Source organism: Collinsella sp. HCP28S3_E9, from assembly GCF_052065455.1.
In the GTDB taxonomy this organism is placed as follows: Bacteria; Actinomycetota; Coriobacteriia; order Coriobacteriales; family Coriobacteriaceae; genus Collinsella.
Window position 1 is genome coordinate 24,812 of sequence record NZ_JBQHTZ010000002.1, and the last position, 18,941, is coordinate 43,752.

At 60.0% G+C, this 18,941-nt stretch carries 20 protein-coding genes; 19 read left to right on the forward strand and 1 reads right to left on the reverse strand.

Annotated features, from left to right (window positions below):
• The first annotated feature begins 6 nt into the window (after positions 1-6).
• The 16 genes from ACTNA2_RS01205 (at position 7) to ACTNA2_RS01280 (ending at position 16,082) form a co-directional block, all read left to right on the forward strand.
• Entirely contained in the window at positions 7-1,311 is a 1,305-nt protein-coding gene (locus tag ACTNA2_RS01205) for a tetratricopeptide repeat protein (RefSeq protein WP_441048360.1), read from the forward strand.
• A gap of 126 nt (positions 1,312-1,437) precedes the next feature.
• The gene (locus ACTNA2_RS01210) at positions 1,438-2,469 is read left to right on the forward strand and encodes a rod shape-determining protein (RefSeq protein ID WP_006236061.1); all 1,032 of its coding nucleotides are present in this window, start codon (positions 1,438-1,440) and stop codon (positions 2,467-2,469) included.
• 78 nt (positions 2,470-2,547) lie between these two features.
• Positions 2,548-3,489 carry a rod shape-determining protein MreC gene (mreC, locus tag ACTNA2_RS01215; RefSeq protein WP_427794828.1) on the forward strand — a complete coding sequence of 314 codons (942 nt, stop codon included), beginning with the start codon at positions 2,548-2,550 and terminating at the stop codon, positions 3,487-3,489.
• Positions 3,490-3,501: 12 nt separating this feature from the next.
• Positions 3,502-4,068 (forward strand): hypothetical protein, encoded by a 567-nt coding sequence (locus tag ACTNA2_RS01220; RefSeq protein ID WP_154516184.1) that lies wholly within the window; start codon positions 3,502-3,504, stop codon positions 4,066-4,068.
• Between the two features lie 13 nt (positions 4,069-4,081).
• Positions 4,082-6,151, forward strand: coding sequence for a penicillin-binding protein 2 (mrdA, locus tag ACTNA2_RS01225; protein WP_441048361.1), 2,070 nt, complete (start codon positions 4,082-4,084; stop codon positions 6,149-6,151).
• Positions 6,152-6,160: 9 nt separating this feature from the next.
• Positions 6,161-7,387: an FtsW/RodA/SpoVE family cell cycle protein gene (locus tag ACTNA2_RS01230; RefSeq protein WP_441048362.1), complete on the forward strand. Its 1,227-nt coding sequence runs from the start codon at positions 6,161-6,163 to the stop codon at positions 7,385-7,387.
• A gap of 18 nt (positions 7,388-7,405) precedes the next feature.
• Positions 7,406-8,335, forward strand: a complete 930-nt coding sequence (locus tag ACTNA2_RS01235; protein ID WP_441048363.1) for a YcjF family protein — start codon at positions 7,406-7,408, stop codon at positions 8,333-8,335.
• A gap of 9 nt (positions 8,336-8,344) precedes the next feature.
• On the forward strand, positions 8,345-10,222 hold the full coding sequence (locus tag ACTNA2_RS01240; protein WP_441048364.1) for a TIGR03960 family B12-binding radical SAM protein: 1,878 nt from the start codon (positions 8,345-8,347) through the stop codon (positions 10,220-10,222).
• Entirely contained in the window at positions 10,219-11,031 is an 813-nt protein-coding gene (locus tag ACTNA2_RS01245) for a TIGR03936 family radical SAM-associated protein (RefSeq protein WP_441048365.1), read from the forward strand. The genes ACTNA2_RS01240 and ACTNA2_RS01245 overlap by 4 nt, the downstream gene beginning before the upstream one ends.
• A gap of 67 nt (positions 11,032-11,098) precedes the next feature.
• Positions 11,099-11,473, forward strand: a complete 375-nt coding sequence (gene rplU / locus ACTNA2_RS01250; protein WP_035138585.1) for a 50S ribosomal protein L21 — start codon at positions 11,099-11,101, stop codon at positions 11,471-11,473.
• Positions 11,474-11,506: 33 nt separating this feature from the next.
• Positions 11,507-11,764 carry a 50S ribosomal protein L27 gene (rpmA, locus tag ACTNA2_RS01255; protein ID WP_154516202.1) on the forward strand — a complete coding sequence of 86 codons (258 nt, stop codon included), beginning with the start codon at positions 11,507-11,509 and terminating at the stop codon, positions 11,762-11,764.
• A gap of 85 nt (positions 11,765-11,849) precedes the next feature.
• The gene (gene obgE / locus ACTNA2_RS01260) at positions 11,850-13,316 is read left to right on the forward strand and encodes a GTPase ObgE (RefSeq protein WP_441048366.1); all 1,467 of its coding nucleotides are present in this window, start codon (positions 11,850-11,852) and stop codon (positions 13,314-13,316) included.
• 3 nt (positions 13,317-13,319) lie between these two features.
• Positions 13,320-13,997 carry a nicotinate-nucleotide adenylyltransferase gene (nadD, locus tag ACTNA2_RS01265; RefSeq protein WP_441048367.1) on the forward strand — a complete coding sequence of 226 codons (678 nt, stop codon included), beginning with the start codon at positions 13,320-13,322 and terminating at the stop codon, positions 13,995-13,997.
• An 87-nt stretch (positions 13,998-14,084) separates the two neighbouring features.
• Positions 14,085-14,618, forward strand: a complete 534-nt coding sequence (gene yqeK, locus ACTNA2_RS01270; protein WP_441048465.1) for a bis(5'-nucleosyl)-tetraphosphatase (symmetrical) YqeK — start codon at positions 14,085-14,087, stop codon at positions 14,616-14,618.
• 28 nt (positions 14,619-14,646) lie between these two features.
• Positions 14,647-15,102 (forward strand): ribosome silencing factor, encoded by a 456-nt coding sequence (rsfS, locus tag ACTNA2_RS01275; protein ID WP_427726898.1) that lies wholly within the window; start codon positions 14,647-14,649, stop codon positions 15,100-15,102.
• Between the two features lie 230 nt (positions 15,103-15,332).
• Complete coding sequence (locus ACTNA2_RS01280; RefSeq protein WP_195838550.1) at positions 15,333-16,082, forward strand: transposase; 750 nt, start codon at positions 15,333-15,335, stop codon at positions 16,080-16,082.
• A 228-nt stretch (positions 16,083-16,310) separates the two neighbouring features.
• On the opposite strand, the gene dinB is transcribed toward ACTNA2_RS01280, so the two are convergent.
• Positions 16,311-17,567 (reverse strand): DNA polymerase IV, encoded by a 1,257-nt coding sequence (dinB, locus tag ACTNA2_RS01285; RefSeq protein ID WP_427717584.1) that lies wholly within the window; start codon positions 17,565-17,567, stop codon positions 16,311-16,313.
• A gap of 201 nt (positions 17,568-17,768) precedes the next feature.
• Here dinB and rpsP point away from each other — a divergent pair, with 201 nt between their 5' ends.
• Genes rpsP through rimM form a run of 3 tightly spaced genes read left to right on the forward strand, consistent with a single transcriptional unit; the run spans position 17,769 to position 18,933 of the window.
• Entirely contained in the window at positions 17,769-18,119 is a 351-nt protein-coding gene (gene rpsP, locus ACTNA2_RS01290; protein WP_427717582.1) for a 30S ribosomal protein S16, read from the forward strand.
• 42 nt (positions 18,120-18,161) lie between these two features.
• Positions 18,162-18,407, forward strand: coding sequence for a KH domain-containing protein (locus ACTNA2_RS01295; protein WP_154516529.1), 246 nt, complete (start codon positions 18,162-18,164; stop codon positions 18,405-18,407).
• Positions 18,408-18,441: 34 nt separating this feature from the next.
• Positions 18,442-18,933, forward strand: coding sequence for a ribosome maturation factor RimM (rimM, locus tag ACTNA2_RS01300; protein WP_427717603.1), 492 nt, complete (start codon positions 18,442-18,444; stop codon positions 18,931-18,933).
• Positions 18,934-18,941 lie beyond the last annotated feature (8 nt).

The following is an 18,941-nucleotide window of genomic DNA, read 5'->3' on the forward strand; positions in this document are numbered from 1 at the left end:
ACTTCCTTGAATAGCCAGCTGATTCAACAGGGTCGAGCCGCTTATCGTGCGGGCGACTTTTCTGCAGCCGCTCAGATGCTCGGTGCGGCAAAGACCCCCAGCGAGATCATGGGCGAGGCCGACCATCTGCGTGGCAACGCTCTGATGCACCTGGGTATGTATGCCGAGGCTGCCGAGGCGTACGCGGCTGCCCTCAACGACGGCACCTATGGAAAGCGCGGCGCGCTGCTCACCAACCGCGGCAAGGCGCTCGCTGCCGTGGGTGACTATGTGACCGCAGCCCAGGCGTTCTCCGCCGCAACGCAGGATGCTTCCTATGCCACGCCGTTTAAGGCCTATCTGGGTCTTGGCAACGCGCTGTTCCAGTCGGGCGATTTCGCCAATGCAGGCACTGCCTTCCGCCAGGCCGCCATCGATGGCGCCAATCCAGCCCCCGCGGCCGCCCTTGGCGAACTCGGCCGCTGCTTCATCAAACTTGGCCGACCGGCGGACGCCGTGGAGACCTATCGCACGGCCATCGACTTTGCCGGTCCGCGCGATGACACGCGTGCGCTTAACGCGGGTATGGGCGAGGCGCTTTCTGCCGCGGGTCGTCCTTCCGAGGCGCTCGATGCCTTTAATGCCGCCACCGCCGACGGCATCTATCAGCTCACACCCGAGCAGGCCGATGAGCTTGCCCGCGTGCACGATTCACTTGCCGCGCTTTCGGCCCAGACCGCCATGGCCACGGCCCCGGCGCCCGCCATGGATACGACTGCTGTCGATTCGCTCGATCCCACGGGTGCCACTGGCCAGTTTATGCCCGATCCGTCCGACACGGGCTTCTTTACGCTGTCCGAGTCCGAGATGGTCCAGCAGGATCGTCAGGACCGCAAGCAGGCCAAGGTCCGTCGTCGCCATCGCCATACGGGCCTCAAGGTCTTCCTGGTTTTGCTTCTGCTGATTGTTCTTGCCGCGGGCGGTTTGGGCTTTGCCTACACGCGCGGCATGGGTATCCCCTCGCAGGAGTCCGTCATCACCGATCTGTTCCAGGCTGCCGGCGACGGTGATACCGCCAAGGCCGAGTCCTGCCTGGCCTCCAGCCTGTCCGAGGACGCCAAGGCGATGATTATCTCCTCGATCCCGCAGGGCGCCACCGTCTCCGTTGAAGGTATGGATCAGTCCATGACCGAGACCACCGCGAAGGTGAAGGCTTCGCTGTCCAAGGGCGGCGAGCAGGAATATACCGTCAAATTCGTGCGCTCCGATAACCATATCGGCTGGGCGGTATCTTCGCTCGACATCGATTTCTCGGCCGCTGACAACCAGTAGTGACCTTATGAGATTTGGCGCTGCCCGGTGCTTCACCGCAAGTGAGGTGCCGGGCTTGCGCTAGTATGATGGGCTAGTAGTTTCCAGCAATCATCCAACACATCAGGAGTTGCGTTGTTTTCTTTGATGGACATGTTCTTCGGTAGCTATGCGGGCGATCTAGCCATCGACCTCGGCACCGCCAATACGCTTGTCTCCGTGCGCGGCAAGGGCATCGTCATTCGCGAGCCTTCCGTCGTCGCTATCGACAAAAACGATGAGCGCATCCTTGCAGTCGGTATCGAGGCTAAGCGTATGCTTGGCCGTACGCCCGGCAACATTGTGGCCGTGCGTCCTCTTAAGGATGGCGTCATCGCCGACTTCGATGTCACCGAGGCCATGCTTCGCTACTTTATCGATAAGGCTTCCGAGAAGCGCTATCCGTGGACCCCTCGTCCGCGCGTCGTCGTATGCGTTCCCTCCGGTGTCACGTCGGTCGAGAAGCGCGCCGTGTTCGAGGCTACGATTCAGGCTGGCGCTCGCCAGGCCTATCTGATCGAGGAGCCCATGGCTGCCGCTATCGGTGCTGACTTGCCTGTCGAGGAGCCGACCGGCTCCATGGTCATCGATATCGGTGGCGGCACCACCGAGGTTGCCGTTATCGCCATGGGCGGTATCGTCGTGTCGCAGTCCATCCGCATTGCCGGCGACGAGTTCGATCAGGCTATCCTCACACATGTTCGCGATGCCTACAATTTGGCCATCGGCGAGCGCACGGCCGAGGACATTAAGATTAAGGTCGGCTCTGCCGTGCCGCTCAAGGACGAGCTCGACGTCGAGGTCAATGGCCGCGACGTGATCACGGGCCTGCCCAAGACCGTGCGCATCGAGAGCGAGGAGATTCGTCGTGCGCTCAATAAGCCGCTCGACGAGATGGCCAAGGCCGTCAAGGACGCACTCGACGCCACGCCGCCCGATCTTGCCTCGGACCTTATGTACTACGGCATTCTGCTGACCGGCGGCGGAGCGCTGCTGCGCGGCCTCGACGTCCGCTTGCGCGACGAGACAGGCGTTTCGGTCAACGTGAGCCCCACGGCGCTCGACAACGTCGTAAACGGTTGCGCCCGCGTGCTCGAGGCCAACGCGTTTGACGGCGGTTTCGTCCAGACCAATGCTTAATTTCCAAAAGGTGGATTCCATTTGGCACGATCTTCGGGTTTCTCTTCAAATCTGAATACCAAACGACAATCAACGGGTATGCGCCCGTTGATTGTTTTCAGCCTGATTTCTGTGTTGCTGCTCACGTTTTACATTCGAGAGGGCGAGGCCGGGCCGATACATGCCGTGCGTTCGGGCGTCACGACAATCACCTCTCCGGTGCGTTTTGTTGGCTCGGCGGTGGCGGCGCCATTCAATGCCATCGGCAACGTTTTCTCCAACCTCACCGCTTCGCAGGAGTCGCTCGACGACCTTAAAAAGCAAAACGAGGTCCTCACTTCCAAGGTCGCGGAGCTTTCCGAGGCCCAAAAGACCGCTGAGCGCCTTGAGGGTCTTGTGGGCCTGCAGTCGACCTATAACCTCAAGTCCACTGCGGCTCGTATTGTCGGAGCCTCGGGTGACGCCTGGACGTCGACCGTCACCATCGATAAGGGTTCTGCCGACGGGCTTACCATCAACATGCCCGTGACGAGCTCGGCCGGCGTCATCGGCCAGATTATCGAGGTTTCGGCCAAGACATCGACCGTGCGCCTGATTGGCGACGAGAACTCTGGTGTGTCCGCCATGGTGCAGGACACGCGCGCACAAGGCATGCTACAGGGCCAGCCCGATGGCACGCTGCGTCTTGAGTACGTGAGCGTCGACTCCGATGTTAAGGTTGGCGATATCATCGTGACCTCGGGCATCGGTGGCGTGTTCCCCAAGGGACTGCCGCTCGGCACCGTGTCTTCGGTCGAGAAGTCGGCTAACGACGTGTACTACACCATTGTGGTGCGTGCGCAGACCACGGCCGAAAATAACGAGGAAGTGCTCGTCATCACCTCGCTCACCGACGAGCAGTCGGCTTCGGACGATGATGTGAGCTCGGCCAATAGTGCCCCGCAGGGCACGTCGCGCGATGCTGCGACTCAGTCTAAGGACGAGAAATCGGATGATGATTCCGACACGGCCGAAGCGTCCGATTCTGGATCGAGCGAATAGGGAGGCATGTCCATGGATCTACACGAGCAGGGGACTGGCTCCCGCGCCTTTGCAATCGCCGCTATCGTCTGCGTGCTGCTGCAGGCGGGACTGGCACCGCAAATCTCCATCGCGGGCGGTCGCGTCAACTTTATGATCATCTTGGTGTGTCTGAGCGTGTTTTCGGGCGACCCTACGCGTGCCGTCGTGTGCGGCTTTTGCAGCGGTCTGTTTTACGACCTTTCCGCCGCCGTGCCGGTGGGCGTTATGTCGCTGCTGCTGACCGTGGGCAGTTTTGCTTTGGTGCACAGCGCGGCTGGTCAGACGGGCGGCTCGCCGAGCGCGCGCGGAATTACCGTGGGCGCCTTTGCGCTTGCCATCAACGTGGTCTACAGCATCATCTTGCTGTTTATGGGTCTGGAGACGAGCTTTGTGGTGGCCATCTTTGGGCACGCTCTGCCGTCCTCGATCCTGACGGGCTTGATTGCCATTCCGTTTTTGATGTCCGGCGCCGCTCCGCAGTCTGGCTATGGGTTCTCCGCGCGCGGTGGGCGTCAGACGGGCATGCGCTTTAAGCCCAAGACCCGTAAGCTCAAATAGGGGAGGCCTCAAGATGTCTTCCCAGTTGACGGTTGTTGTCGCCGGTATCGCGCTGGTCGTGGCCATTGTGGTCGCGCTGGTCATCATGCGCCGCGGCGACTCCCGCTTTACCTACGACACACAGCACGGAACGGCCCCGCGCGCCACCGAGGGCGAGGGCAATACGGCCGCCACGGCCTTCAAGGGCCGTTTTTCCATCCTCACCACGGGCGTGGGTGCCATGTTTGCCGCGCTTGCCGTTAAGCTGTGGGGCATGCAGATGGTCTCGTCGGACTACTACGACAAGCAGGCCAAGAGCAATCAGACCCGTACCGTTACCACGCCGGCCGTGCGTGGCCGCATCTTGGACCGCAACGGCGTCGCACTGGTGCAAAACCGCCCCTCGCTCGCCGTCGTCGCCTATTGCGATCTTGCCGACGACAAGGTGCTGGTGCGTCATCTTGCCAACGTGCTCGGCATGCCGTATGTCGCGGTGCTGCGCAACATCCAGGACAATTCCGAGGGCGCGCAGAGCCTGCATACGATCGCGACTGACGTGCGCCGCTCTACCGTCGCCTACATTCAGGAGCACGCCGGTGAGTTTCCCGGCGTGAAGATCGCCGAGCGCACCGAGCGCCAGTACCCGTATGGCGAGACCGCCTGCCATATTTTGGGCTATACCGGCACCATTACCTCCGAGCAGCTCGAGGCGCAGAACAAGAAGTCGTCGGACGGCAACGAAAGCGCGGCTGGCCAGATTTCGTATCAATCGGGCGATATTGTGGGTCAGGCGGGCGTAGAGATTTACTACGAAAATCTGCTGCAGGGCATTCGCGGTGAGCAGACCGTGAAAGTTGACGCCTCGGGTAACGTTACCGGTCAAGCCGGCGCCGTTCCCGCCAAGGCCGGTTCTGACATTAAGCTTACGCTCGATCTTAAGATTCAACAGGCCTGCGAGACGGCTCTGGCGAATGCCATTGAGCTTGCCAAGACTACGGGCCATAGCAATGCCGGCAACGGTGCCGTGGTGTGCCTTGACCCCAACAACGGCGAGATCTTGGGCATGGCAAGCGAACCCAAGTTTGATCCTTCTGTCTTTATCGGCGGTGTTTCCAATGACGTGTGGACCGAGCTTAACGATGACGAGGGCTCGCATCCGCTGCTCAACCGCGCCATTAGCGGCCAGTACATGTCCGCCTCGACCATCAAACCCCTCTCGGCGTTGGCTGGCCTCGAATTTGGAACGTACACTTCGAGTCAAACGACCAACTGCACGGGATATTGGACCGGCTTGGGCAAATCTTGGGGAAAGTACTGCTGGCTGCACTCCGGCCACGGCACGATGACGCTGCAGTCCGGTATCGCCAACTCCTGCGACCCCGTGTTCTACGATATGGGCAAGGCCTTTTTCTACAACGACCAGCATCCCGAAGGCCTGCAAGAGGTCTTTCGCCGTTGGGGCCTGGGCAAGACCTGCGGCATCGACCTGCCGAGTGAGGGTGCGGGCCGCATTCCCGATGCCGAGTGGAAAGAGTCGTACTTTACCGACGCCTCGGCCGAGGACCGCAAGTGGAATGCCGGCGATATGACCAACATCGCCATCGGCCAGGGCGACATTCTGGTGACACCGCTGCAGATGGCCTGCGCCTACATGGGTATTGCCAACGGCGGCAAACAGTATGTGCCGCATGTGTTCTTATCTGCTGTCTCGCGTGATGGCGACGGCGATGCCTATAAGTACAACGGCAAGGGCAAAAAGAAGCGCCTTGAGGCCCAAATTAACAACGATGCCGATCTTGCGCTGGTCCGCAACGGCATGCACGATGTGATTTACTCGGCGTCGACTTCGACCGCCGCGCACTTTAACTCCCTGACCCCTACGGTCTACGGCAAGTCCGGCACGGGCGAGAAGAGCGGCGAGGACGATTACGCGTGGTTTTGCGCCTACGCGCCGGCCGATGACCCCAAGTACGTGATCGCCACTGTCTTGGAACAGGGCGGTGGCGGCTCCGATACCGCGCTGCACGTTGTGCGCGATGTCCTCGGTGCGATTTATGACGAGCCCGACACGTCGACGGCCACGGGCGATTCCTCGGTTCGATAGGAGGTTGCGATGGACTTTTCGCCGGCGGACCTGTTCCGCTCAACCAAAACCGGCTCTCGCAGCAGCCTGGACCGCGTCAACAAGCAGATTTCCGCATCGCGCGGAACGTTTCGCCAAAAGGTGCACGTCGGCGTGCTGTTGGCGACTGTGGCGCTCGTCACCTATGGCGCCATTATTATCTGGTCCGCCTCGCAGTTTAAAGCCGACGCCTCGTTCTCGCGTCACCTGCTGGGTATCGGTATTGGCGCGGTGCTGGCGGTGCTCGTCTGGTGCACCGACCTGCGCGGCATTTCCAATTTTTCGACGGCCCTGCTCGTCATCGACCTCATAGTGATCTTCTCGCCTAAGATTCCGGGCCTGTCCTACACGGGCGGCTTGGGAATGACGGGTTGGATCAAGATTCCCGGTATCGGTTTAACATTCCAGCCCGTTGAGCTTGCCAAGCTCATCACCATCTTCTTTATGGCCACGCTTGGCTCGCAGTACAACGGGCGCATCGATACCGCTCGCGACTACATTAAGCTCTGCGGCATGCTGTCCGTTCCGTTTTTGGCCGTCGTCGCCATGGGCGATTTGGGCTCGGGACTGGTCGTGCTGGTGTCGGGCGCCATTGTCATCTGCATGAGCGGTGCGCGCCGCGAATGGGTGCTGTCGACTTTGGCTCTGCTCGTGGGTTTGGTGGCGCTCGTCCTGGCGCTCGATTCGGTCTTCGATTCGCTGCTCGGCCACGATGTGCTCATTAAGCAGTACCAGATGAATCGTCTGACGGTCTTCATCGATCCCGACAACGCCGATTCGGACGATGCATACAACCTGCAGCAGTCGTTGATCGCGGTCGGCTCGGGCGGTTTCTTTGGTAAGGGCCTGGGGCATGCGACGCAGTCGGCCGGCGGCTTTCTGCCCGAGTTCCATACCGACTTCGTCTTCGCCTTTTTGTCAGAGACGTTCGGCTTCTGCGGTTCCTTTTTGTTGCTGTGCCTGTACGTGCTGCTCATCTTCTCGACGATCCGCGTCGCCTTTAAGTGCGAGTCTCTGTTTCTACGCTTGTCATGCGTGGGTATTGTCGGCATGTGGGCATTTCAGACGTTTGAGAACATCGGCATGTGCATTGGCATGATGCCGATTACCGGTATTCCGCTGCCGTTCATTAGCTTTGGTTCGTCGTCGATGATGATCCAGTTGTTGACGGTGGGTATCGTACAATCCATATGGCGGCATCGTTCGGGCGCCGCGTAACCGCTGGAGGGGTTTGCCATGAAGATTCCCGTGGAAAAGCTGACCCGCGCTTTTAAAATGGGCGCGACCACCAAGAGGGATTCCGATACGCCGGTGCGCGTTTCGGTCTACCTGGATTCGACCGCCTCGCGTTTTTTGGTCGAGACGGTGCGCGATGCCTTTGTGCCGCAGACGACCTCGGGCATTGTCCGCGTTGAGCGCCTGGGTGAGGAGCGAATCGTCCCCAAGACCGATACCGACGTGGTGCTGGTGCTTTCGTGCGGTTCCGACCGCCTGGATAGCGCCGTGCAGGAGCTCGTCATTGCCGGCGCGCCCGTGTGCGTGCTTGCCGAGTCCGCTGTCGAGGTGCCTTTTATCCAGAAGTCCACGCCCATGCTCGGCGTGGTAGCGGCCACCGATAAGACGTATCTGCTCGAGACGCTCGCCCGCTGGATCCTGGACCGTACGGAAAAGGAGACGGCCTTTGCGGCGAACTTTGCCTTTATGCGCATTGCCGCCGCCAACCGCATCATCACCTCGTGCGCGCTTACCAATATGGCGACGGGCGCGCTGGTGTTTTTGCCGGGGGCCGATTATCCCGTTATGGCGCTGGCGCAGGTTGGCATGCTCTTTGAGCTTGCGGCCATCTTTGGACGCGGCATTAAGCCCGAGCGTGGCTACGAGGTCGCGGGCGTGCTTGCCGGCGGCTTGGTAATGCGCGCTGTCACTCGCGCCCTGGTAAAGCAGACGCCGCATATCGGCTTTGCCGTCAAGGCACTCTCCGCCGCCGTCGGCACCTATGGCATGGGTCGTGCGCTCGTGTCTCTCTACGAGCGCGATATCGACTACAGCCGTGCCAACGAGGTGGTTGCCGCCACGTTCTCGCGCGTCCGCGACCTGGTGACTACGGTTGCCGGCGCTACCCGTCCCATGAATCCTTTTGAGGATGCATCCGATCTCGCTGCTTAGGGGTTTCTTTTGCGCGTTCCATACCAAGACTGTTTTCATTTGATCGAGCCGCTGCTCGCGAAGGTCGAAAAGCCGAGTCGCTATATCGACCACGAGTGGGGTACGCTCTCCAAGGCCGATGCCGACTATCGTTGCTGCATGATTTACCCGGACGTGTACGAGGTCGGCCTGCCCAACCAGGGTATCGCCATCCTGTACAACATCCTTAACCAGGCCGAGGGTATCTCCTGTGAGCGCGGTTATGTGCCGTGGCCCGATATGGGCGATGCCATGCGCGAGGTCGGTATCCCGCTGCTGTCGCTCGAAGGCGCAGCGCCCGTGGCCTCGTTTGATATCGTCGGTATGCACGTGCCGCACGAGATGGCCGTGACAAACTTTCTCGAGGCGCTCGATCTAGCCGGCATTCCGCTGCTGGCGGCCGACCGCACCGAGGACGATCCCATCATCGTCGCCGGCGGACCTTCGGTTTATAACCCCGAGCCGTATGCGGCCTTCTTCGATGCCATCCTGATTGGCGAGGGTGAGGAGTCGCTGCTCGAGATCTGCCAGTTGCATCGCCGCCTGCGTGACGAGGGCGTACCGCGCGCCCAGATTGTCGAGCGGCTCGCGACCGTCTCCGGTACCTATGTGCCGTCGCTGTACGAGGTGCGCTATGACGAACCCTGCTCACCGCATGGCTACACCGTGCCGCGCGAGGGTAAGGACGTGCCGCCGGTGGTCTACAAGCGCGTCGTCGAGGACTTTGGAGCTACCAATCCATTGTCGCAGTCGTGCGTGCCCTATGCGCAGCTCGTTCACGATCGCCTGTCTATCGAGATCCTGCGCGGCTGCGCTCGCGGTTGCCGTTTTTGCCAGGCCGGCATGACGTATCGCCCAGTGCGCGAGCGTTCGGCCGACCAGATCGTGTCCTCGGTGATCCAGGGCCTGGAAAAGACCGGCTATGACGAGGTGTCGCTTACCTCGCTTTCGACCACCGATCACTCCTGCATCCGCGACGTGCTCGGTCGCCTTAACCGCCGCCTGGAAGATACGGGCATTCGCGTGTCCATTCCCTCGCAGCGCCTGGATTCGTTTGGCGTGGATATGGCCGAGTCGGTCGCCGGCGAAAAGAAGGGCGGCCTGACGTTTGCCCCCGAGGCCGGTAGCCAGCGCATGCGCGACATCATCAACAAGAACGTGACCGAGGAGGACGTGGACCGCGCGGCCAAGGCGGCCTTCGAGGCCGGCTGGAACCGCATGAAGCTCTACTTTATGATGGGTCTTCCCGGCGAGCGCGATGAGGATATCGTGGCCATCGCCAACCTGGCCGATCACGTGCTGGAACTCGGCCGCTCCGTGGTGCCCAAGGCGCGCCGCGGTTCCATCTCGGTGTCCATCTCGGTGTCGGTGTTTATTCCCAAGGCCGCCACGCCTTTCCAGTGGTGCCCGCAGCTCGATTACGACGACGTCAAACGCCGCCAGAGGCTCCTCATTACGAGCGTTCGCAACCGTGCGGTCCGCGTGCACTACCACGATGCCGAGACCTCGCTTATCGAGGCGGCGCTGTCTCGTGCAGGCCGCGACATGACGCCGGTCATCATCGATGCCTGGCGTGCCGGTTCGCGTTTTGACGCCTGGGTGGAGCATTTTTCGCTCGATAACTGGAAGGAGGCCGCGGCCAAAAACGGCATCGACCTCAACGAGCTCGTGCACCTGCCCTACGAGCTAGACTGGCACCTGCCCTGGGAGCACGTGAGCCCCGGTTGCTCGCGCGGCTTCCTCGAGCGCGAATACCGTCGCTCGCTGGAGGGTGTCACGACGCCCGACTGCACCCGCACGTCGTGCACCGGCTGCGGAATCTGCCCCACGCTCCACGCCAAGAACGTATTGGTGGGTGATCGCGCATGAGTGAGCGCTTGACCGACAACCCCACGCTCTTTAGGCTTCGCGTTCGCTACGGCAAGCGCGACCGCCTTAAGTACCTGGGCCATTTGGAACTAATCCATACCATTGAGCGTATCGTGCGTCGCGCGGGCCTGCCTTATGCCGTGACGCAGGGTTTCTCGCCGCATATGCGTGTGGGCTTTTCGTCGGCGTTGCCCGTGGGCACGTCGTCGACCTGCGAGTGGTATGACCTGTTTATGACCGAGTTCGTCGCGCTCGACGAGGCCTTTGGGCGCCTGGCCGCGGCATCTCCGGCCGATTTGGCGCCCATCGAGGCTGCATACATCGACGTGCGCACGCCGGCGCTCACGGCCCAGCTCACGCGCCTGTCGTACCGCATCGACCTGCACCTGGACCCTGAGTCACCCGTGAGCGCCGATGAGGTGCGCGCCGCGATTGACACGTTGCGTGCGGCCCACGGCATCGACTATGCGCGCGGCAAAAAGAGCAAGCGCCTTGACTTGGACCATACGCTCGTGGGCTACGAGCTTAAGGCGGGGGAGTGCCCGGACCATCTGGTGCTCATACTCGACACCCATGCCGACAACGAGGGCTCCATGCGTCCGGAAATTTTGCTTTCTGCTGCTGATGTTTTGTTGCAGGGCTTGACCCCGGGCGTCGATGCACCTATTGTTTCCACCGGTATGCAAGACCTCGTGACCATCTGCTCCTACGATGTCGAGCGTCAGAATCAAGCATGCGAAGACGACGAGGGCCGACTCGTCAGCCCCATACCTGTGCGAACTTGTGGATTTGCTCCACATACTCGTTGACGGGGGTATTATCGCCTGCTACTATATTCGGCTGTTGCACTAACTGATGCATGAAGGGCAAGTAAACATGTACGCAATCGTTAACACGGGCGGCAAGCAGTACAAGGTCGCCACCGACGATGTCATCACCGTCGAGAAGATCGAGGGCAATGAGGGCGACAAGGTCACCCTGCCGGTCATCTTCCTCAACGATGGTAAGAAGATCGTCACCGATCCCGACAAGCTGGCCAAGGCCAAGGTTACCGCTCAGATCGTTGAGCAGTTCAAGGGCGAGAAGCAGCTGGTCTTCAAGTTCCACAAGCGTAAGCGCTATCGTCGTCTGAAGGGTCACCGTCAGCAGCTCACCAAGCTGAAGATCGTGAAGGTTCAGGCTACCTCCCGCGCCAAGAAGGCTGTCAAGGCAGAGGCTGAGGCTGTTGCCGAGGCTCCCGTCGCCGAGTAGATTACACTCGTAACGAAAGAGTAGGTATACACAATGGCACACAAAAAAGGACTCGGTTCCTCCCGTAATGGCCGTGACTCCCGCGGTCAGCGCCTTGGCACGAAGCGCTTCGCCGGCCAGACGGTAACCACGGGCACGATTCTCGTCCGTCAGCATGGCACGCACATCCACCCGGGTGCGAACGTTGGCCGTGGCAAGGACGACACGCTGTTCGCGCTGGTCGACGGTACCGTTGAGTTCCACAAGGGTATCAAGCACAGGGTCAGCGTACGCCCGCTCGCGAACGCGTAATTCACCCTTCATAGAGCACATATGTGGGAGGCACTTGAGTTTTAGGATTCAAGGGTCTCCCTCTTTTTTGTAGGAGGCGATTCTGTTGTCACAGTTCACCGATATCAGCCGCATTAACGTTTGCGGCGGCGACGGCGGAGCCGGATGCATGTCGTTTAGGCGCGAGGCATTTGTTCCCAAGGGCGGCCCTGATGGCGGCGACGGCGGCCGTGGCGGCAATGTCGTCATCCAGGCCGATGCTCAGCTGTCTTCGCTGATCGATTACCGCTTTAAGCATCACTTCCGTGCCGAGCGCGGCACGCACGGCCAGGGTGCCCGTCGCAATGGCAAGAGCGGCGAGGACCTGATTTTGAAAGTTCCCATGGGCACCGTAGTCCGCGAGCTCGATCCCGAGACGCAGACCCCGATGTTCGAGATTGCCGACCTGGTGCACGATGGCGAGCGCGTTGTCGTGGCGCCCGGTGGGGCCGGCGGTCTGGGCAACACCCACTTTGTGACGTCGGTGCGCCGCGCGCCCGCGTTTGCCCAGCTGGGTGAGCCTGCCGAGGAGCACTGGATCGAGCTCGAGATGAAACTTATGGCCGATGCCGCGCTCGTGGGCTTTCCCTCGGTGGGCAAGTCCTCGCTCATTGCCCGTATGAGCGCCGCCCGTCCTAAGATCGCCGACTACCCGTTTACCACGCTCGTGCCCAATCTGGGCATGGTGCGTGCCGGCGAATATTCTTACGTCGTTGCCGACGTCCCCGGTCTCATCGAGGGTGCGAGTGAAGGCAAGGGCTTGGGTCACCAGTTCCTGCGCCATATTGAGCGCACTGCTTTGATTATGCACGTTGTCGATATGACGGGCGGTTTTGAGGATCGCGATCCGGTTGAGGACTATCGCATCATTAACCGCGAACTCGAGCAGTATGGTGCCGAGCTCTCGGAGCGCCCACAGATCGTTGTCGCCAACAAGTGCGATGCGCCGGGCACGGCCGACAAGATTGCCGACCTTAAGCGCGCGGCGCTCGACGACGGCCATATGTTTTTTGCCGTTTCCGCCGTGACGGGTGCCGGCCTCAACACGCTGATGCTTGCCGTGGGCGAGCAGGTGGCTAAGCTCCGCGCGGAGCTTGCGGTTTCCGATGAGCCGGTCGATCTGCGCGACGAGGAGTGGGAGCGTCGCCGCCTGCAGCGCGAGAAGCGCTTCCGCATTGTTAAGGAAGAGCCGGGTGCTTTCCGCGTGGTTGGTCGCGCGATCGAGCGCATGGTTATCCAAACCGACTGGGAAAACGAGGAAGCCGTCATCTACCTGCAGCATAAGTTTGCGCGCATGGGCGTTGACGACGCGCTCGAGAAGGCCGGCTGCCGTGCGGGCGACGAGGTTCGCATTTGCCAGCGCGCCTTTGACTTTGAGGGCGCCGAGGATTTCTCGGAATACGAGGACGAGCTCGAGGATGCTGGCGTTGAGGTTATTGACGTAGCGGCCGAGGATGCGGACGTGGCTCATGTCACCGAGGGCTCCGAAGGCGCTACCGATGTCGACGTTATTGAGACCCCGGAGGGCGAGTAAGCCATGTCGCTGCGCGGTGGAATCGGATTGCCTGAGCTGCCCATCAAGGATGGGCACGAGTTTCGGCTTGGCATTATGGGCGGCACCTTTGACCCGATTCATTACGGGCACTTGGTGACTGCCGAGCAGGCTCGCGAGTCGCTCGACTTGGACGCTGTGCTTTTTATGCCGGCCGGCTCTCCTGCCTTTAAGCTCGACAAACCGGTGACGCCTGCTGAGGACCGTTATGCCATGACAGTCCTCGCGACTGCCGCGAACCCGGCCTTTTTGGCAAGCCGCTTCGAGATCGATCGTGCCGGTGTCACCTATACAGCCGAGACGCTGCGTGCCCTTCGCGAGTTTTACCCTCCACAGGTGAAGCTTTACTTTATTACGGGTGCCGATGCGATTATCGATATTGTGACCTGGCACAATGCTCATGAGATTGCCGAACTGGCAACCTTTATCGCTGCGACACGTCCCGGCTTTGACATCGATACGGCCCGGGCGAGGATTAAGGAATCGGGGCTGCCATTCGATGTGCGCTATATTCAGATTCCGGCGCTGGCAATTAGCTCGACCAACATTCGCAAGCGGGTTGCCCGCGGCATGAGCGTGCGCTATCTTACGAGCGAGTCCGTGCTCGGCTATATCCGTAAACGCGGCCTGTATGCCGATCTTGGGCAAGACGATTTTGATTGACGGGGGGAAACGTTGTCGGTAGAAGATCAGTTTGAGGGCGACGAGCGCGCGCTCTTGACGCGTATCCACGAGTTGCTCGATGTGCGCATGAAGGATAAGCGTAAGCGCTACGTGCATTCGCTCGGGGTTGCCGAGACGGCGCTGCACCTAGCCGAGGTATACGGTGTCGACCGTTTTGATGCCGCCGCCGCCGGCCTGATCCATGACTGGGACAAAGTGCTCTCCGACGACGAGCTGGTCACGCGCGCTCTGCATTACGGCATTAAGATTGCCGGCTCTCCGTCTGCCGCGACGCCGCTTTTGCATGGCCCGGTTGCCGCCTATGAGCTTCTGCAGCTTTTTCCCGAGCTGTCGCCGGCGGTCTTTCAGGCTGTCGACCGTCACACCGTGGGCGCTTGCGACATGACGCCACTCGATATGGTGGTCTTTGTGGCCGATGCCATCGAACCCAACCGCCACGGCGATTATGCCCATGCGCTGCGCAAGATGGTGGGGAAGTCCTCGCTCGACGAGTTGTTCTTCTCCTGTTTTGCGCAGGGTCTGGTCTATGTGATCCAGTCCGGGCGCTATCTTTATCCCACGGCTATTACGATTTACAACCATTACGCCCAGCTGCGCTAGCTCGGGTGCGTCTAGAAAGAGGTATTCCATGGCCGATGAGACCATGACCGACGAGCAGATTCTTGAAGGTGCGGAGCACAAGAGTTTCGTGGCCACGTCCGACCGCACTGCCGCGACGCTCTCCGCCAGCGGTGTCGCCGCCGAGGATGTCGCCCGCGCTGCCGCGCAGGCCGCCTACGACAAGAAAGGCGAGGACGTTCAGGTGCTCGATCTGACTGAGCTTTCCGATGTTTGCGACTACTTTGTCCTTGCTACCGGCACCAACAACCGCCAGGTTGATTCCATCGTCGACGAGATTGAGGAGAAAGTCGCCGAGGCTTGCGGCGAGCACCCGTTTTCCATTGAGGGCCGCGAGCAGAAGACCTGGATGCTCATGGACTACGGTTCGGTTGTCGTCCACGTCTTCACTCCCGAGGCGCGTGAGTTCTACCGCCTCGAAAAGCTCTGGGGCGACGCTCCCCAGCTCTCCCTGGACCTCCTCTAGTAGCTCATTTGGGACGGGGCTTTTTTAGCTACCCTCAAGTATTTCGCCGGGCAGTCGCGTTTTTCCGCGGCCGCCCGGCTTTCTTTTTGCCCAAAAGTAGCTAATTTGGGACGGGGCTTTTTTAGCTACTACCTACCGTTCGCCGAACATCGCGATTTATAGCTCCCAGTACGTTTTTTTCTACTCTGGCTCGGGTAACGTAATTGTCATCTGTAGAGGAGGGGATGCGTATGACTCGGACTGCGCGAGAAATCTCTGTATATGGTTTTTACCATGTCGTCCAAAAGGGATGTGCCGACCAACTCATATTTGAGGATGACGAAGATCGGCTCTATCTGATTCGGCTGATTGCTTCGAAATGCCAGAAGTTTAAAGTGGATGTCATCGCGTGGTGCCTTATGGATAACCATATTCATCTTCTGCTTGACGACGAGCATGTTCATCTGAGCGATTGCATGCATTCGATTACGACGGCGTATGCCATGTATTTCAACTCAAAGACAGGCAGGAAGGGGCCTGTTTTCCAGGATCGATTTAAGAGTGTGCCGATCCTCGATGATGATCAGCTGCTCAACTGCGTGAGATACATTCACGACAATCCCGCGAAGGCGAGGATTGGGACCGCTTCGCTGTATCGATGGAGCAGCTTTCGCGAGTATATGGGATATCCGGGTATCTGTAAAACGGATTGCGTTCTCGGGTTGCTCGGTGACTCTCAGAGATTTTTTGCCTTCAGCACCTCGGGTGAGCCCAATCGCTATTGCTTCCGTGACGGCGCTCATGTGAGCGACACAGATGCGCTGGAGTTTGCGCAGGCTCTTCTTAAGCCGTACGAGCCTCATCACCTTAAGGCTTTGCCAAAGGGGGCGCGCGATGCCTGCATTCGTACTTTGAAGAGCGAGGGCTTTTCGATTAAACAGATCGTCCGTCTTACGGGCATTGGACACTGCACCATACAAAAGGTCAAAGTCAAAAAATAGCTCATTTTGGACGAGGTCTGTGTTGCGACCGCGTCAGGTATGAGTTGGGTAGCTAATTTGGGACGGGGCTATTTTAGCTAACCCTACAAATCGGTTGAGTTTTATTCCGGCCCCGGGTGATTCGCTGCCAGCTGAAGGGTAGCTAAAAAAGCCCCGTCCCAAATTAGCTGCCCCGTACTACCCTGACAATCTAAAGTAGCTAAAAAAGCCCCGTCCCAAATTGACTACTTAGTGGGAGGAGAAGCGGGATTGGCGGCCGAAGGATAGGGCGGTGTCGCCGAACTTGTCTCGGACTGCGTCGATGGCGACGGAGAGGTCACGGCGGTCGCTGGATTGGGCTCCGCGGTCGTCGACTTCGCAAAACAGGTCGGTCTGTATGCCGCCTTGATGATTGAAGTCACTCATGCCTATGCCGGCAAGGCGTACATGCATTCCTTCCTGCCAGATGTTGTCGAGCAACTCGATCGCTACCGCCACAAAGATGTTCTCGTCGTCGGTGGGATGGGGGAGTCGTCGCTGTGCCGAGCGACCGCTGCCGTACGAGTACTTAAGTTTGAGCGTCACCGTGGCGCCGGTAAGTCCCTGGCGGCGCAGGCGACGTCCGACGGATTCGCCCAATAATGCAATCGCCGCTTCGATGTCCCCGCGCTCGGTCAAATCTTTCGCAAAGGTGCGCTCATTGCTTACCGACTTGACCTCACGCTCTTCATCGAGGCTCGTGACTTCGGAAACCTCGAGCCCCAACGCACGCTGGCGCATGCGCTCGCCGTTAACGCCAAAAATCGCAGACAGCGTGGATTCCGGTGCGCGCGACAGCTCGCCCAGCGTGTAAATCCGCATGCGGCGCAGCCGCTCCTCGGCCGAGCGCCCGATACCGCTCATGGCAGAAACAGGTAACGGCGCCAGAAAACGCTGCTCAGTTCCCGGGCGTACGACCGTAAGCCCAAACGGCTTGTCTCGCTCGCTTGCAATCTTGGCCACCGTTTTGTTGCAACCGACGCCGATGGAGCAGGTCACCCCCAGTGCCGCCACGCGATCGCTGATGCGTCGTACGACGAGCAGTGGGTCCTCGGGCGCAAAGCGGCCCGGCGTGATGTCGATAAAGGCCTCGTCAATGGACACGCGCTCAACGCGTGGTGTCTCGTCGGCAAGAATATTCATGACCTGTGCGCTGACCTCGTGGTAGCGATCGAAATGCCCGTGTGTCCAAATGGCCTGCGGACATAGGCGGCGTGCCTCGGCCGAGGGCATGGCGGAGTGCACGCCAAAGCGACGTGCCTCGTATGAGCAGGTGGAGACGACGCCGCGAGATTCGGCGTCTCCGCCCACGATAAGCGGCTTGCCGCGCCACTCGGGATGATCGAGCATCTCCACACTCGCAAAAAACGCATCGAGATCCATCAGACCCACCGCCGGACCCGTCCAGGGCGGCGGCGTGACGCCCGCAGTATCCTCATAACCGTATGTATGTTCGCATCTTTTCATGGCATGAGTATACCGCGCAGCTCATGTGGGGTGCGTGGATGTGCTTGCAAATCGCGAATTCTTGTCTAAGATATGGATTTGCCTTCGACTACACCGAAGAAGTTGGTCTCACGGACTTCACCTGCCCGCGTCGATGGCGTATTATGTTCAACTGTTTGTTTGTAGTTGCAGCCTAAAGCTGCTTGGTTGGAGGAGTTTCCTTTGGCAGTCAAGATTCGCCTTGCTCGTCACGGCGCTAAGAAGCGTCCGTACTACCGTGTCGTCGTCGCCGATTCCCGCGCCCCGCGTGACGGTCGTATCATCGAGGAGGTTGGCCGCTACAATCCGATGACCGCCCCCAAGACCATCAACCTCGATCTCGAGAAGATTGCTGACTGGCAGTCCAAGGGCGCTCAGCTCACCGACGCTGTCGCCGCCCTGGTCAAGGCCGCCAACGAGGGCGAGAAGACCGAGACCGTCGTCAAGAAGTCCAAGAAGCAGCTCGCCAAAGAGGCCGAGGCCGCTAAGGCTGCCGCTGAGGCCGCTGAGGCCGCTGAGGGCGCCGAGGAGTAAATCGTGCCTGAGGTTGACGCTGCACAGCTCGAGGGTGAGGCAATGCTCTCAGATCGCATCGCCGATCTCGTCGAATATCTCGTTGTTCAGATCGTCGACGACCCGGATTCCGTGAGCCTGGAAGTTATCGATGGCGACGATGCCTCAACTATTGAGGTTTCGGTTGCCGAGGATGACGTAGCTAAGGTCATTGGCCGTCGCGGCCGTACCATCAAGGCCATTCGCACGCTCGCCCGTGCACTGGCCGCTCGCCTCGACACTTCCGTCGAGGTAGAGGTTCTGGGCTAGGACCTTGAGGTCCCAGTACAAAAACATCGCCCGTGTGGTTAAGCCGCACGGAAGGAAGGGGGAGGTCCTCGCGCAGCCGCTGCGGGGGCTTCCTTCTGTATTGGAGCCGGGTATGCGTGTCGCTCTGACGCCACCGGCGCTCAAGCGTGACCGCTTTTGCACGGTTACATCCGTTACCGATACGGGCGATGGCGATCTGGTTTCGTTTGAGGGCATTGACGACTTGACGGCCGCCGAGGGCATCACGGGTTGTTTCGTTCTGGCGAACCGTGATGACTTTGAGCTCGATTCACTCGATGCCGCCTATACCGACCTTATGGGTCGCGAGGTGGTTGACGAGCGCTTTGGGTCGCTCGGAACGATCGTTGAGATTATGTCGACGCCCGCCAACGACGTTTGGGTTGTCGAGGGTGATCGGTATGGCGAGGTGCTGATTCCCGTGATCGAGCAAGTTGTGCTCGATCTTCCCGATCGGGGGGCAATATCCGTCCACGTTATGGACGGCTTGATCGATATGGACAAGTAGGGAGGACA

What these genes read in the sequence shown, in the direction of transcription:
- ACTNA2_RS01210 (WP_006236061.1), top strand. Translation starts at nt 1,438, where the DNA reads ATGGACATGTTCTTCGGTAGCTATGCGGGCGATCTAGCCATCGACCTC.
- mreC (WP_427794828.1), top strand. Translation starts at nt 2,548, where the DNA reads ATGCGCCCGTTGATTGTTTTCAGCCTGATTTCTGTGTTGCTGCTCACG.
- ACTNA2_RS01220 (WP_154516184.1), top strand. Translation starts at nt 3,502, where the DNA reads ATGGATCTACACGAGCAGGGGACTGGCTCCCGCGCCTTTGCAATCGCC.
- mrdA (WP_441048361.1), top strand. Translation starts at nt 4,082, where the DNA reads ATGTCTTCCCAGTTGACGGTTGTTGTCGCCGGTATCGCGCTGGTCGTG.
- ACTNA2_RS01230 (WP_441048362.1), top strand. Translation starts at nt 6,161, where the DNA reads ATGGACTTTTCGCCGGCGGACCTGTTCCGCTCAACCAAAACCGGCTCT.
- ACTNA2_RS01235 (WP_441048363.1), top strand. Translation starts at nt 7,406, where the DNA reads ATGAAGATTCCCGTGGAAAAGCTGACCCGCGCTTTTAAAATGGGCGCG.
- ACTNA2_RS01245 (WP_441048365.1), top strand. Translation starts at nt 10,219, where the DNA reads ATGAGTGAGCGCTTGACCGACAACCCCACGCTCTTTAGGCTTCGCGTT.
- rplU (WP_035138585.1), top strand. Translation starts at nt 11,099, where the DNA reads ATGTACGCAATCGTTAACACGGGCGGCAAGCAGTACAAGGTCGCCACC.
- rpmA (WP_154516202.1), top strand. Translation starts at nt 11,507, where the DNA reads ATGGCACACAAAAAAGGACTCGGTTCCTCCCGTAATGGCCGTGACTCC.
- nadD (WP_441048367.1), top strand. Translation starts at nt 13,320, where the DNA reads ATGTCGCTGCGCGGTGGAATCGGATTGCCTGAGCTGCCCATCAAGGAT.
- yqeK (WP_441048465.1), top strand. Translation starts at nt 14,085, where the DNA reads ATGAAGGATAAGCGTAAGCGCTACGTGCATTCGCTCGGGGTTGCCGAG.
- rsfS (WP_427726898.1), top strand. Translation starts at nt 14,647, where the DNA reads ATGGCCGATGAGACCATGACCGACGAGCAGATTCTTGAAGGTGCGGAG.
- ACTNA2_RS01280 (WP_195838550.1), top strand. Translation starts at nt 15,333, where the DNA reads ATGACTCGGACTGCGCGAGAAATCTCTGTATATGGTTTTTACCATGTC.
- dinB (WP_427717584.1), bottom strand. Translation starts at nt 17,567, where the DNA reads ATGAAAAGATGCGAACATACATACGGTTATGAGGATACTGCGGGCGTC.
- ACTNA2_RS01295 (WP_154516529.1), top strand. Translation starts at nt 18,162, where the DNA reads ATGCTCTCAGATCGCATCGCCGATCTCGTCGAATATCTCGTTGTTCAG.